This is a genomic window from Rhodococcus sp. JG-3, from assembly GCF_000482405.1.
Taxonomy (GTDB): domain Bacteria; phylum Actinomycetota; class Actinomycetes; order Mycobacteriales; family Mycobacteriaceae; genus Rhodococcoides; species Rhodococcoides fascians.
Genome location: NZ_KI519398.1, coordinates 1415767 through 1431304, shown reverse-complemented (window position 1 = coordinate 1431304; position 15538 = coordinate 1415767). Strand labels below are relative to the sequence as shown.

7 protein-coding genes are annotated in these 15538 nt (G+C 64.8%); 3 read left to right on the top strand and 4 right to left on the bottom strand.

All coding sequences use genetic code 11. The features are described 5' to 3' along the window. Positions 1-36: 36 nt before the first annotated feature. The gene (locus K414_RS0108190) at positions 37-705 is read right to left on the bottom strand and encodes a hypothetical protein (protein WP_051365334.1); all 669 of its coding nucleotides are present in this window, start codon (positions 703-705) and stop codon (positions 37-39) included. Positions 706-1190: 485 nt separating this feature from the next. Between K414_RS0108190 and K414_RS29055 the strand changes: the two genes are divergently transcribed. Beyond that, a complete protein-coding gene (locus tag K414_RS29055; RefSeq protein ID WP_161631784.1) occupies positions 1191-1364 on the top strand; it encodes a hypothetical protein in 174 nt (57 codons plus the stop codon). A 22-nt stretch (positions 1365-1386) separates the two neighbouring features. Here the strand turns inward: K414_RS29055 and K414_RS0108180 are convergent, their stop codons facing one another. After that, positions 1387-1575, bottom strand: coding sequence for a hypothetical protein (locus K414_RS0108180; protein ID WP_139278405.1), 189 nt, complete (start codon positions 1573-1575; stop codon positions 1387-1389). A gap of 162 nt (positions 1576-1737) precedes the next feature. On the opposite strand from K414_RS0108180, the gene K414_RS0108175 reads away from it, so the two are divergent. After that, positions 1738-2532, top strand: coding sequence for an endonuclease/exonuclease/phosphatase family protein (locus tag K414_RS0108175; RefSeq protein ID WP_027495505.1), 795 nt, complete (start codon positions 1738-1740; stop codon positions 2530-2532). A 27-nt stretch (positions 2533-2559) separates the two neighbouring features. Here the strand turns inward: K414_RS0108175 and K414_RS0108170 are convergent, their stop codons facing one another. Together K414_RS0108170 and K414_RS0108165 are read right to left on the bottom strand one after the other, a co-directional pair. Continuing rightward, on the bottom strand, positions 2560-3435 hold the full coding sequence (locus K414_RS0108170; protein WP_027495504.1) for a cyclopropane mycolic acid synthase family methyltransferase: 876 nt from the start codon (positions 3433-3435) through the stop codon (positions 2560-2562). Then, positions 3435-13295 carry a non-ribosomal peptide synthetase gene (locus K414_RS0108165; RefSeq protein ID WP_027495503.1) on the bottom strand — a complete coding sequence of 3287 codons (9861 nt, stop codon included), beginning with the start codon at positions 13293-13295 and terminating at the stop codon, positions 3435-3437. The genes K414_RS0108170 and K414_RS0108165 overlap by 1 nt, the downstream gene beginning before the upstream one ends. A gap of 207 nt (positions 13296-13502) precedes the next feature. Here K414_RS0108165 and K414_RS0108160 point away from each other — a divergent pair, with 207 nt between their 5' ends. Continuing rightward, entirely contained in the window at positions 13503-15278 is a 1776-nt protein-coding gene (locus K414_RS0108160; RefSeq protein ID WP_027495502.1) for a DUF4012 domain-containing protein, read from the top strand. Positions 15279-15538 lie beyond the last annotated feature (260 nt).

The following is a 15538-nucleotide window of genomic DNA, read 5'->3' as shown; positions in this document are numbered from 1 at the left end:
CGCTGTTGCGCGCAGCGATCGGCCGGCCAACCCGGCTCACACTGGACGGAAGCCGGCTCCCGGCTCTCCCGATTGATTCAGCAGCCGAACGGATTCCGCTGCCGACGCGTACGCGGTAGGGCTGATCAGCGGCACCCCGGATGCGTGGCTGGTGATCCCGACGAGGGTGGTGCCGACGACCAGTGGCCCACCGGAGTCGGACCAGACGGTGAGCGCGTCGGACATCAGGTCGCTGCCGCGGGCGTCGACGATGCTTCCGCATGTCACTCCGCTGCCGAGCCCGGTCTTGCAGACGGGCTGCCCCACCGACGCGGTACCGATGTCGGTGACGGTGATTCCACCCAGACTGTTGACGGGTGTCACCTTGGTGGGGTCGAGAACGATGACGCCGTAATCCGGCCCCCAATGTCCGACGGCGGTAGTGCCGACCGGGGCCGCGGGCGATCCGACGAGCGTGACGGGGAGTCCCGACCGAAGGATGCAGTGGCCGGCGGTGAGGGCGACGAGTCGGCCCGCGTCGTCGTAGCCGACGGCCGCGATGGAACAGACGGTGAGATCGTCGAGGCCTCCGGTGGTGACGAACCCACTACCGGGGCCGACGACCGGAAGTGGCGCCGCGGTTGCGGTGCCAGCGGACGTCGCGGTGAACGCGAGAACCAGGGCGGTGAACAGTCCGCTGACAACACCGAGTCGAGCAATCTTCATGGTGGGCATTCCTCGTCGACGAACATTTGGGGCGGGGCACCTCTTCGCGGCTCGATCGTGGCACAGATGACACGTGCACGCGCGCTGCGAAAGCCTTGCACACGACCAACCCATCTCTGCGGGCCCACACGAGGAGGAGCATTTCTCGCGTTATGCACCAACCGTCAACCGGAATGTCATGGCCATTCCACTAGCTGGGGCGGCCCGATGACCACCCGGACCAGCGCATTGATCCTCGAACTTACTGGTGCCACTGCGGGCGCATAACGTTTGTCTAGTTCCTCTTTCGGGTCAGCGAGCGTAAACGCTCAGCCCACTGTCTGGCCGTATGGAGTCGTCGCGACCTCGGTCGCCATGATTCCAAAAGCGGAGCCGATGACCGCCGGAATGGCGCAGCTGCGGTTTGGGTGAACGTTGCCGCGAGCGCTACGACTTCGGCCGAAACTCGCACCCATCCAACCAGTGCCCGGCAACGAATTCGGCTCGTGTGGTGGGTTCTCGGCTTCGTTGCCGTGTGGTTGCTGATCGGCGCGCTCGCCGCCGTGTGGATCGGTCGTGGCATCCGTCGAGCGGATGTCGAGGAGTCCGCCGACGAGTCACCGGGCCGAACAACGTACGAACCACCACCTGAAAAGACGCCGCGTAATCCAGCGGTGTGAGTCCCGGCTCTGCAAGCCGGCTTCAGGAACGCGTCACGGACGAACCGGTGCGACTACGAATCAACACAGCGATTCCCATCCCTACGAGGGCCAGGATCAGCGGTGCCGCTATCGCCATGTTCGCGCCGATGGTAGTGAACAGGACCAGCGACGCGAGAGCCGCGAGGAAATACACAGCCGCAAAACGCGGTGCCCAGAAAACTGTCTGCATGGATCCTCCGACATCAGAAGCAGATTCACTCGGACCGGACGACGAAAACGAGATGCACACGACCATTGTCGTTAGCCAGAGTACATAGTTGAAAAGTGCAGTCAAGAGTTGCTGCGCAAATTTTCGGTTCGCTTCGACCACCCGCTGGGGTACTTTTGGTCTGTGAGAGTGGTGTCGGTCAACGCTTGGGGTGGAGCGATGTACGACGAGCTCTTACCCTGGCTGCGCGCCGTCGATGCAGACATCGTCTGCTTGCAAGAAGTTACGCGCACTCCACAGAGGTCGGGATGGGCTACCTTCGCAGACGGTGAGAGGACGCTCCCGCAACGGTTGAACCTCTTCGATGACGTGTCCTCCGCACTGCCCGGATACACCCCATATTTCGTTGCGAACGACGCAGGTCCGGTGACCGACGACGAAGGCGTTCGGCTGCGACAGGACTTCGGCATCGCAACATGGGTTCGAGACGACATTCCCGTTATCGGGCTCGACGCCCGATTCGTGCACTCGCAGTTCGTCGACTACACGGACTGGGATGTCGAGGACCGACCTCGCTCAGCACTCACAGTGACAGTCCGAGACCGTCTCGGTGGGAAGACAGTCTCCGTAATCCAGCTGCACGGCCTTCGAGATCCGGCGGGTAAACAGGACACCCCCGCCCGCGCCGAGCAGGCCCGCAGACTAGCGGTGATCGTTGAAGAAGCCTGTGGCACAAGTGATGTCGCAGTTCTCTGCGGTGATCTTAATCTCCTTCCGTCGAGCACGACGTTCCACGTGCTAAGGGAACACGGGATGGTCGACCTCGTCGGCAACGCCGATACCCGGGCATCGAGCTACACCAAACCGGTACGTCATGCCAGCTATGTTCTGGTCTCGTCCACCGCGGCTGTGCGTAATTTCGAGATCGTGGCCGAGCCCGAGGTTTCCGATCACCGCGCACTGATGCTGGAAATCTGACCTGGGAGTACGAGCGCGGTCTCAACATCACTCGGCAGGCGTGTCTCCCGCTTCGAGGGTGAACTGTACGACGTTGATGCGCGAGTTCTTGAATCGCTCCGACGACCCGGTGAGGTATTGCACGTATTTGTCGTAGGTCGCTTCCGACGACAGTGCGATGGCCTCGTCCTTGGATGCGATCAGCTTCTCGGCCCACGTGTCGAGTGTCCGTGCATAGTGCGGTCCCAGCGCATGCTCGCGGAGCAACTCGAATCCCGCTTCGGCCGCTTTCGCCTTCACCACCTTGACCAACGTCAACTGCCCACCGGGGAAGATGTCGCGCAGGATGAAGCGGGAGAAGTGCGCATCCTCGCGCGTGAGTCCACCCCCGGAGGCCGGGTCGGGCGGGGTGATGACGATGGTGTGCAACAACATTCGGTCACCCGGCTGCAACACCGAACGGCACTTCGCGAAGAACGCCGAATACCGCTGACGTCGAAAGTGCTCGAACGCGCCGATGCTGACGATCCGGTCGACGGGCTCGTCGAATTCTTCCCAACCCTGCAACCGGATGTCGACGTTGCGATCGGTCGGGAGATCCGCGACGAGCGCGCGACCACGGTCGTACTGGTTTCGGCTCAACGTCAGACCGATGACATTGACGTCGTACTTCTCCACCGCTCGTTTGACGAGAGCTCCCCAGCCACAACCGATGTCGAGCAAAGTCATGCCCGGCTTCAGATCGAGCTTGCCCAGCGCCAGGTCGATCTTGGCCGTCTGCGCTTCCTCCAACGTCATGTCGTCACGCTCGAAGTAGGCGCAGCTGTACGTCATGCTCGGATCGAGGAACAGCGCGAAGAAATCGTCCGATAGGTCGTAATGCGCTCGCACATCATCGACGAACGGCTCCAGTTGTTGGTTCATCACGCCACACCCTTCCCCACAGAATCGGCACCGATCACTCGGCCTAGTGCACGGGCGCCCTGCTCGCCCAGCATGTCTTCGTGTTCCACATCGACCTCTGTCACCGAGATCGGCCCGTCGACCAGAGCCGTCCAGTGCTTCGCGCCGTCCGAGCCACGAGCAGCGAAGTAGTGAACATCGCCCGCGTACACCGCCGGCCGGTACGACGCGACCCAGCTGGCAGCGGAGACGACCGGTCTATACATGGCACGTAAATCGTCCTCGGTGAGGAATGTCAGTTCGGTTCGCGTACTCCGCAATTCGGCAACGATGCCCTCGAAGGACGTCGCCTCGACCCCGAGCTGACGAGCCAGATCGTCGACGCCGAATTCCTCGGCGTCGTCGGGTGCTGCGAGTTGCGCATCGACGAGCGCCAGCAACCCGACGTCTTCGCCTTCCGACTGCAACTGCACGGCCACCGCGTGGGCGATCACACCGCCGAGCGACCACCCCAGCAGGTGGTAAGGCCCGTGCGGCTGCACATCTCGAATCATCCGCACGTATACGAAAGCGAACTCCTCGATCGACGACGGCGCAGCGTCACGGTTCGAGATGCCCGGATCCTGCAGCCCGTACACCGGGCGGTCCGTCTCCCCGAGCAACGACAGGTAGCTCCAGGCGATTCCGATGGCCGGGTGCACACAGAACAGGGGTTCGCCCACGCCGTCGGTCCGCAGCGGCAGCAGCACATCGAACGCGCCACTCGATTCGGCATCCCCGTCGTCCATGTCGAGGCGCGCAGCCAATGCTGTGATGGTCGGGTGCTCGAGCAATGCACTGATCGGGATTCGACGGCTCAGTTTGTCGCCGAGGGCGTCCATCACCTGCACTGCCGAGAGGGAATGCCCACCGAGGTCGAAGAAGTTGTCGTCGATGCCGATGTCGTCGGCGGCGAGGTGCAGTACGTCGGAGAACACGGTGTGTACGAGTACTTCGGTGGACGAGACCGGCGCGCGCCGTTCGGTCGACATCACTGCCGGCTCGGGCAGCCTGTTCGTATCGACCTTGCCCGACAACGTCATCGGCAGTGCATCCACGACGGTCACGGTGCTGGGCACCATGTACGCGGGCACTGTTCTCGCCAGGAAGTCGCGAGTCTCTCGCGGTTCGACCGCACCCACCACGTAGGCGGCCAAGGAGTTCGCATGCCCGATCACACTGGCTTGACGCACGGTGGGGTGACGCAGCAGTGCCGCCTCGACCTCGGCGAGTTCGACGCGATGGCCGCGGATCTTCACCTGCGAATCCACTCGGCCCAGGTATTCGAGTTCGCGTCCGGTCTCGCGTGTCACCCACCGCACCAGATCGCCGGTGCGATAGAGCCTGCCGTCACCGAAGGGATTGGCGACGAAGCTGCTCGACGTCAACGCAGCGTCGCCCACGTACCCTTCGGCCAGACCGGCACCGCCCAGGTACAGCTCCCCCACGACGTCGGTGCCCACCGGTCGCAGACGGGCATCGAGAACCACCGTGTCGAATCCGAGGGTCGGTTCGCCGATGGTCACCGCAGCCGATGCCCAGTCCCGCTGATGCGTGGTGCAGGTGCTCATGACGGTTCCCTCGGTGGGCCCGTACGCGTTGAACACCGAGCGATCCTGCGACCATCGCTGCAGCAGTGCAGAATTGGCAGCCTCGCCGGCCATGACGACAACACGAAGAGAAGGCAGGGCCGCGGAGTCGGTCACCTGCAGCACGGTCGGGGTGAGGCAAGCGTGGGTCACCTGGTACCGGTCGATGAGCGCTTCGAGCTCGCGTCCTCCGTGCACGTCGGGCGGTACGATCACCACGCTCGCACCGGCACCGACGGCCATCAGCGTCTCGAAGATCGACGCATCGAAACTCGGTGACGCGAACTGCAACACGCGGGAGGTCGGCTCGACGCCGAACAGGTCTCGCTGGCTCTGAACGAGATTCGCGATGCCGCGGTGCGTCACCCGCACGCCCTTGGGTGCCCCGGTCGATCCCGAGGTGTAGACGACGTACGCCGTGCTGTCGACGGGGACTGCGCGTATCTGGAAGTGGTCGAGCTCGTCACCATCGACCGTCAGCCAGTCGCTTCCGGCCGAGTGGAAGTCCACGGACGCAATTCCCGTCGCGGGGGCCGCGCGGTCGAGAATCTCCCGTACTCGCGCGGCGGGCTGAGACGGGTCGATCGGGAGGAATCCGGCACCGGTCTTGGCCACGGCCCAGATCGCGGTGAGGTACTCGATAGACCGTGGCAGGGCGATCGCCACCAGAGATCCCGGCTCGACTCCGGCCCGGACGAGGTTGTCGGCCAGTGCATTCGATTGCCTGTCCAGCTCGCCGTAGGTCACCGATCGTGCATCGTCGACCACCGCGATGTTGTCGGGCCAGCTACTCGCCGCCCGCACGAATACTTGCGCCAGTGTGGACTGATCGGCCGTACCGTCTCGGCGGGACACGACCGCCGATCCACCCTGACCGAATTCTGCGCTGCCGAGCCGAAGGTCCGGTGCCGCGGCGACCGTGTGCAACACCGTGGTCAGACGTTCCGCGAGTCCGGTGACGACCGCCCGGGAGAACCGGTCGGCGGAGTACGCGAGAGTGCCCAGCAGCCCGGCTTCGGATTCTTCGACGACAAATTCCAGATCGAATTGTGTCGCCGTGATGTCCACCCGTCGCGGGCTGACGGCGCTCGGGCCCAATTCGATCGTGGGCGTGCTGATATCACCGAAAGCCAGAAGCACCTGGAACAGTGGGTGCGTGTCGACGGCGCGGGTGGGTTGCACCGCGTCCACCACCCACTCGAACGGGACGTCCGAGTTCGCGAAGGCATCGAGGTCTCGATTGCGCACGTCGGTGACGAAGTCCTCGAACGTCGTCGCCGGATCGACGTCGGTCCGCAGGACGACGGTGCCGACGAACATGCCGACGAGGTGGTCGAGCGCCGGATCTGCTCGACCCGATACTGGGGTTCCGATGGCGATGTCCCGCGTGCCGCTGGACTCGGCGAGTACCGCGGCCAGCGCCGCGTGGACGACGACGAAGACCGTCGCGCCCAGTCGATGCGCGAGCGACCGCAGACTCGCGAGAGTGTCTGCGTCGACGGCAAACTGGACTCCCGACGCCTCCTGCTCGGCGTCAGGAGTGCCGGTGGGCAGGTCGAGGAATTCCGGCAGGCCGGCCAGCGTGCGACGCCAGAAGTCGAGTTGGTCGGAGGCGACCGCGTCCAGGACGTCGCGTTGCCACACGCGGTAGTCCGGATAGTCGACGGCGAGTGGAGTGAACTGCGGTGTAGCTCCGGCCGTTCGAGACAGCAGAGCCGTCTCGATGTCGCGGCTCAATGGGCGTAGCGACAGGCCGTCGACCGCGATGTGGTGGGCGACGACGGTCAGCACGCGCTCACCGCGACGTTGCGCAAGCATCAGTCGCAGCGGTGCCTCGACGGTCAGGTCGAAGCCCTGCTGCGCCACCCCGCCGATACCCGCATGGGCGTCGTCCAGTGTCGAGAGCACGATCTGCGGATCGAGGACAACGGTAACGGGCCCGTCGCCCGTCGACGGGTACACCGTTCGGAGCGGCGTATGGCGTTCCAGCACATCGGCAACCGCCGCGCGTAGCACCTCGAGGTCGAGGCCTTCCGGAAGCGTCACCTCGAAGGCGATGTTGTATGCCGCCGATGTCGGGTCGTATCGATTCTGCAGCCAAATGCGTCGCTCGGCCGGCGCGAGGCCGGAGTAGGAGCGCGCATCCGCGCGGTGGACCAGCGCAGGGAGCGCGGTGTAGTTGTCGGACAACAACTCGATCGCCGACGCGAGCTGCGTCGCGGTGGGGGCCTCGAACACCGTCCGCACCGGAACCCGAACGCCGAGCACCGCACTGATGCGCGTGGCGACGCGGGTGGCCGCGAGGGAGTCTCCCCCGAGGACGAAGAAATTGCTGTCGACGGCCGGCACGTCGATTCCCAACGTGTCGGCGAAGATTCCGAGAATGACGTCCTGCGTCAACGTGCGTCCGGCCCCCGTCTCGGAGTCCGACGGCACCGCCGGAAGCAAAGCGGCCTTGTCCACTTTTCCATTGCTGGTCAACGGAAGACGATCGATCGACGTGATGACGGCCGGCTGCATCGACAGCGGCAGCCGGTCCAGGAGCCACTGGGCCGCGTCGAACTCGCTGATTCCCACCACCCAGGCGTGAATTCTGTTGTCGACCACGAGTGCTGTTGCTGCACTGACGCCGGGATGTGCCGTCAGCGCACTCTCGATGTCGCCCAGTTCGATGCGCACACCGTTGATCTGCACCTGTTCGTCGCGCCGACCGCGGTAGTCGAGCAGTCGCGAGAGTTCACGTCGAACAAGATCGCCGGTCCGGTACATCCGGGCACCGCCGTCGGTTGCGACGAAGCGCGCGGCAGTCGACGCCGGATCGGCTCGGTAGCCGCGAGCTACTCCGGACCCCGCGAGATACAGCTCTCCAACGCCTCCGAGCGGCACCGGCCGCAATCGGTCGTCGAGCACGAAGGCTCCGACGTGGTCCAACGGGCGGCCGATCGTGACGGGCTCTCCGGCGCGCAGCGACTCGGCCAGAGTGGCCACCACCGTGGCTTCGCTGGGTCCGTAAGCGTTGAGCATCGACCGTCCGGGCGACCACGCGTCGACGACTCCGGCACCGAGCACGTCTCCGCCGACGGCGACGGTCTCGACGGCGTCCACCGGCGGCACCATCGCGAGAACCGCGGGCGTGGACAGGTAGTGAGTCACCCGGTGCTCAGCGAGGAAGGCTGCCATCTCCTCACCGCCGAGTAGGTCACGCGGGGCGATCACCATGGTCGCTCCGGCCCCGAATGCGAGGACGAGCTCGAGCACCGCGGCATCGAAGTTCACCGAGTATCCGTGCAGCACCCTGGACGTCGCTTCGACTCCGTAGCGCGACACCACCTGCTGTGCCAGTGAATACACACCCTGATGCGTCACGACGACGGGCTTGGGTGTGCCGGTCGAACCCGACGTGTGGATCACGTACGCCGGGTGCGCGGGTTCGAGCGTCGCCAGTCGCTCGTCGTCGGTCAGTGGCGCGTCGCTGAACGTCTGTGCGTGGCTCTCCTCGACCCACCGCACACCCGGTTCCGTTCCGCCGAAGCCGATTTCGATGGGCCCCAGCATTTGCTCCCGACGGGCCTCCGGGTAGCGGGGATCCACCGGTACGAATGCTCCGCCGGCCTTCACCACGGACCACAGCGCCACGATGTACTCGGCCGAACGTTCGAGGGACAACGCGACAAGGGTTTCCGGCCCCACACCGTGGGCGATCAACAGTCGTGCGATCCGGTTGGATCGGCGATCGAGGTCGGAGTACGTCAACGATTCCAGGCCATCGATCGCCACCGAATCTGCTGTGCCACCGACCAACACGTCGAGGAGCGTGCCGGTGTCGGATTCGGCCGGCTGCGTCGGCGCATCGGCGAGAGCGAGGTTGCCGACGACGAAAGCGGAGTCCGACACCGCCGCATGCAGGATTGCCGTCACCGCGGATGCGAACTGTTCGACGGTGGCCCGCTGATACAGATCCAGCGCATATTCGATCTGCCCCACGAGACCGGCCGACTCGGCATGTCCGGCGCAGGATTCCTCCAGCACGAGATTGAGGTCGAACTCGGAGGTGCGAGTGGGTATCTCCAGCACCGAGAACGGCAGGTCGTCGACCGATCGGTGCGGTGCGTTGTCGAATGCCAGCATCACCTGGAACAGCGGGTGCCGGTCCAGCGATCGATCGGTGGTCACGGCGTCGACGATGCGCTCGAACGGCACGTCCGAGTGAGAAAAGGCGTCGAGGTCTGCGGAACGGACGGCATCCAGCAGGTCGGCGAAACTGCCGGCCGGGTCCACTGTGACTGCGAGAGGGAGTGTTCCGACGAACATTCCGACCATCTCGTCGAGGGCTTCGTGGCCTCGCCCGGCCGTCGGCGATCCGACCACCACACGGTTCGACGTGCCGAATCGACTCAGGGCCGCAGCCACCGCGGCATGGACCACCATGAACGTGGTTGCGTTGTTCGACCGCGCCAGCTCACGGATTCCCGCATGCAGGTCCGGCCCGATCTCTAACGGAACCGCGTCGGTGGTCATCGATTGCACGGCGGGCCGGGGGAAGTCGGACGGCAATTCCGCCAACGCGGTGTCGCGCTCCCCCAGCACCGAGGTCCAGAACGAGAGTTGTTCGTCGGCAACCGCATCCACCGATGCCCGGTTCCACACCGAGTACTGGCTGTACTGCGCACGTAGGCGTGGCCATGTCGGGGCGTGACCGGCCGTGCGTGATGCGTGGGCGAACGCGAAGTCGCGTACGAGTGGGTCGAGGGACCATCCGTCCATCGAGATGTGGTGCACTGCCACGACGACCACCGTGTCGCCGGACTCCTCCACGCTCATCAGCGCTGCCCGGATGGGCACGTCGGCAGCGACGTCGAATCCCTGCCCGGCAATAGCCGCGACGGAGTCGTCGAGATGATGCTCGGGCACAGTGCGGGCCGGTACATCGACCAGCACGGTGTCGGTGGGCCGCACCACCTGCCGTGGACCGTCGCCGTCGTCCGGGTAGTAGGTGCGCAGCGCTTCGTGTCGTTCGGCGACGTCGCGCAGTGCCGTCAGAACCAGTGACGCATCGCTACACGCTGCGACCCGGATGGCGATGGGCATGTTGTACGCGGGCGATGTGGGGTCGAACTGATTGAGGAACCACAGGCGCTGCTGCGCGTACGACAGCGGGACATGCTCAGGCAGAACGGTATCGAGCAGGTCGAGCGAGACTTCACGCTCGGCCGAGGAATCGATGGCGGCCGCGACGGCGCGGACGGTGGGGTCGGCGAACAATGCGGTGAGCGAGACTCCCGAGCCGAGGCGAGCGAGAACTCGGGTGGCGCTCAGCGAATCACCGCCGAGCTCGAAGAAGGAGTGCTCACGCCCCACCTCCTCGACGCCGAGGACGTCGGCGAACGCTGCGGCGACAGCGCGTTCGGTCTCGGTCTGCGGCCGCACGTACTCGGTGTCCGTCGGCTCGGTGGGGGCCGGCAGTGCCCGGCGGTCGACCTTGCCGCCCGCCGTCATCGGCAGTGCGTCCAGAACGACGATGTGGCGAGGAATCATCCACGTCGGCAGCCGGTTCCGCAGGTGGTCGTCGAGCCCGTCGGAGGCACCGGTGACGTACAGGGCCAGTCGGTCGTCGCGAACGACGGCCACGGCCGCGGTCACTCCAGCGAATGAGGTTGCTGCGGCTTCGATCTCGCCGAGTTCGAGCCGACGCCCGTGCAATTGGATCTGATGGTCGGAGCGGCCCAGGTATTCGAGCGACGACCCGTCGAACAACCACCGGACGATGTCGCCCGTCCGGTACAGCCGCGCACCCGCCACGCCCGGGTCGGCAACGAACCGCGTCGCCGTCGAACCGGGTTGGCCGTCGTATCCGCGGGCGAGTCCGTCGCCGCCGAGATACAGCTCGCCGACGCCTCCGTGGGGCGTGGGCCGCAGGTGCGAATCCAGTACCAGCGCGCGAACACCCGGCAGCGGTGAGCCGATGGTGACGCGCTCACCGACGACCATCGGGGCAGACAGCATCGCCAATACCGTTGTCTCGGTGGGGCCGTAGGCGTCGAACATCGTTCGTTCAGCAGTGGCGAACCGGTCCCGCAATGTGGGTGGGCACTCTTCGCCGCCGACGTCGAAGACCTCGATGGAGTGCAGATCTTCCGGGTCGAGTGTCGCCAGCACCGTCGGCGAGGTGATCAGATGCGTGATCTTCTCGCTGGCTAGGAACGCGGCGAGCGCAGGCCCGGCGTAGACATCGGCTGGGGCGATCACCAGGGTGGCACCCGCCGCGAAGGCAGCAAGAATTTCCTGGATGGAGGCGTCGAACACGGGCGAGGCCAGGTGCAGCACTCGTGAGTCGGCGGTGACGGCATATCGCTCGACGACGCTGTCGGCCAGTTGCGCCAGGCCGCGATGAGTGACGCTGACGGCCTTGGGTTTTCCGGTCGATCCCGACGTGTGGATGACGTAGGCCTCGTTGTCGACGTGCAGCGCCGGCGGCACCAGCGCGCGCTCGTTCGCGTCGAGTAGATCCTCGATATCGAACCACTCGATGGTGCTCGGAAGTTGTTCCAGCACATCCTTGGTGGTGATACCGAACTCGATGTCTGCGCCGGCCAGCACCGTGGCCAGCCGCTCGGTGGGCTCGGTGGGGTCGAGCGGAACGAACGAGGCTCCGGCCGTGGACACCGACCACGAGGCGAGCAGCGATTCGTAGGAGCGTTCCATCGCCACGGCGATGCGCTTCTCGATGCCCGCACCCAGCGAGACCAGTTGGGCAGCAATGTGTTCTGCGACCCTGGCGAAGTCCTCACTGGACTGGTCGACACCCGCGGCACGCACCACCGTCCCACGTCGCAGCAGCGCCGGCAACGGCCTTGGCGACACCGTGTCCGCTGGACGTGCAGTCAGCAACGCTGATTCAGCCTCGGCGTCGAGCACATCGAGTTCCGATACCGCAAGGCCCTCAGGGGCATTCACCACCGCACGCAGCAGAACCAGGAACCGGCGGTGATGGGCTGCGAGCTCGTCGGTGGAGTAGAGGGCCGGGTTGCCGAGGAAGTCGACGCGGGTGCTGGTGCCGGCAACTCCGGGGTAGACGTTGACCATCATGTCGTCGATCGGTCCACTGGAGAGCACGCGGTATTCGCCGATGACATCGCCGAGCCGAATTGTGCTGTTGTACATCATGATATTGACCGTGGGGCCGAACACTCCGCGTCCAGCGGCGGCGCTGCCGGTGCCGCCGCCGGTCTCGCGCTGCATGTCCTCGACGCGGAATCGCTGGTGGCGCAGCGCACCGGTGAGTTCCACCTGAATACGTCGGAGGAGTTCTTCGACGGTCACACCCTGTTCGACGCCGATGCGCAGGGGCACGACGTTGGACATCATGCCGGAGGATTCCCGCAGTTTGGTGGTGGCTCGGCCCGATACCGGCAGGCTGAGCATCACGTCGTCGGTGTCGGTCATGCGCGCGAGATACAGCGCGAACGTCGCGAGTACGACGGGCACATCGGAGCTGTTGTACCGATGTGCCACGGCTGCCACGGCTTCGGTGAGGTCTGCGTCCAGCACGGCCCCCACACTCACCGTCACGCCGCTCGGTGCCGCGCGCGTGTACGTGTTGCCGGCCAACCGGGGTGCGTCGAGGTGGCCGTCGAGTCGGCCGAGCCAGTACTGGCGGTCGGTGTCGTAGCGGGAGGAGTTGGGGTACGCGGCCTCGTAGTCGTAGATCTCGCGGACGCCGATGGCGCGCGTCTTGGGAATTTCGGTGCCCTCGGTCAACGCGGTGTACACGGCCGCGGTGCGTTCCTGGACGGAGATCGCGCCGAGTCCGTCCATGACGATGTGGTGGGCGCGGCTGTACCAGTAGTAGTGCCCATCGTTCACCTGGATTATTTCGGAGGCGATCAACTGATCGCGAACCAGATCGACGGGGCGACGGTACTGCTCGTCCATGTAGCGCTGAGCATCCTCGACGGGATTCTCGCGGTCTCGGAAATCGCGATAGATCATTGCGTACGGCACCCGGAGGTCTCGCCACTGGTACGGATGACCATCGTGCAGTCCGATCCGCACTGCGGGCGATTCGAGTTGCCTGCAGGCGATGTCCGTGGCTCGGATCAGTACGGCCGGATCGATATCGCCGCGAATGTCGACGTATTGGGCGATGGTGAACGGCACGTCCGGTGCCAGCTGCTGGGCGAGGTAGATATTCATCTGAGCAGCGGACAAAGGGAAGCGGCCATCCTCGAACAGCTCACCAACCTCTGGCGACACTCGATGACCTCCTCAACGCATATGCTCCGACGGCGTGAACTTCTGGCTGACGTGCCGCCCAGCAACGTCGATCTACATCGCCCGTGACAAACCTAGTCGACCCATTGTGAATGCTCTACCCGGATCGGACGACAGGTACGCCGGAACCGCCGCTCCCCTTTAGGCTATGCACTCGACCGACTTCCTATGACCGAGAGGCCACCGACAATGGCGACCAGTTCCACCGATGTTCGTGGTTCTCGATCCGGCAAGAAGCGGCCGATTCTCCTCACGGTGGGAGTGTTGCTGGTCGTCCTGGTCGCGTTTCTGGTGTGGCTGGGGTACGAGGCCTACACCGCTCAGTCCAGCCTGAACGCGACGCGCGACTCCGCTACGCAGGCGAAAGATGCTCTGCTCGACGGTGATGCGGCCGGTGCCGAGGCTGCGGCCGCGCGGGCCTCGGAATCGGCGGACGACGCGGTGTCGGCAACGACGTCCATCCCGTTTTCGATAGCGAAAGCCGTTCCTTACCTTGGTAGTCCGCTGAAATCGGTAGCTCAGATCACCGATGTGGTGCACGGACTGGCCGTGGACGTCCTCACCCCGGCATCGACGGCCGGCGAAAGCCTGAATCCCAGCAGCCTCGTCGAAGGTGGCGGCAAGGTCGATACCGCGGCTCTGCGAGACGCACAACCTGTGCTGGAGCAGACCGCCGCCGCAGCCGAGGAATTGAGCGTGCGGGCCCAGCAGGTGGACGAGCCCGCATTCCTCGGCGTCGTCAACGATGCACGTACGTCGTTGATCGATCAAACACACGACCTCGCCGGACTGCTCACCAACACTCACATCGCCAGTCAGCTGTTGCCGTCGATGCTCGGCGACAACGGCCCGCGCAGTTACTTTCTCGCGTTCCAGACCAACGCCGAGGCCCGCGGTACCGGCGGCCTGCTCGGCGGCTACGGCATCATTCGGGCCGAGAACGGCACGGCCCGTGTCGACACTCTCGGTGCCAACAACGAACTCGAATTCGCGAAGCAGCCCATCGACCTGGGCCCCGAGTACAACGCACTGTGGGCACCGCGTAACACCACGACCGACTTCCGAAACTCGAATGCGAGCCCACACTTTCCGTATGCCGGCCAGATCTGGTCGTCGATGTGGACGGAGCAGACCGGTGAGGTACTCAACGGTGCCATTGCCACCGATCCAATTGCGTTGAGCTACATTCTCGGAGCCACCGGCCCGGTCACGCTGGCCGACGGAGAGCAGATCACCGCAGATAACGTCGTCGAAATCACCCTCAGCACAGCCTATTCGAGGTTCGGCGACGACCAGTTGGCACGCAAGGCGTATCTGCAGCAGATCGCGTCTGCAGTGGTACAGAAGATGACCACGGGTGCGGCCCCCACCAGATCTCTGCTCGACGCGGTGGGCCGCGCCGGCAGCGAAGGCCGTATTTCGGTGTGGAGCGCAGATCCTGCCGAGGAGGCAATTTTGGCCGGTACCAAGGTGGGTCACGTGTTGCCGGACAGCCCGGCTCCCTACGCCAATGTGGTAGTCAACAATGCCGGTGGCAACAAGCTCGATTACTACCTGGCGCGCGATATCAAGTATTCGGCCGAATCCTGCACCGCCGGTACGCGTAAGTCGACAGTGACGGCGACGCTGACCAACAACGTGGATCCGAACGGCCTGACGTCCTACGTAGCGAGCACGTTCCAGCCCAACGTCCCCTATGGCACCAACGAATCGATCGTGTATCTGTACGGCACTCAGGGCGCAAAGATCACGTCCATGAAGGTGAACGGGGTTTCCGGATTCTCCATACAGGCCGGAACCGAATTGGGTCGTCCCGTGCAGGCCGCGTATCTCACTATCCCGCCCGGAAAGTCGCAGACGGTTACCTGGGAGCTCGAGGAGCCGTCAGCTCCGGGTGAGGCGACGGTGCCCGTGCAACCGTTGGTCGATCAGCCGACGGTCAGCATCGACGTCCCGCAATGTTGACTCCCCAGCGTTGACAGCCCAGCGCTGACAGCCCGATAACCCCAGCCCCGCGCGTCTTCGTCACACTAGGCGCGACGGGGCTGCGGTTGTTCTTCGGCTGACTTACAGTTCGTTCCGTGTTCGGAAATCGACGTAGGGACCGAGTCAGGCCACCAGAAAATGCGCATCCATTTGTTTGGATCATATTGGTAGTCCTGACGCTTGCACTGATCGTGCTGTTCGTGCTCGCGGAATTCGAGGGTCGCGTCTAGCTTCCAACA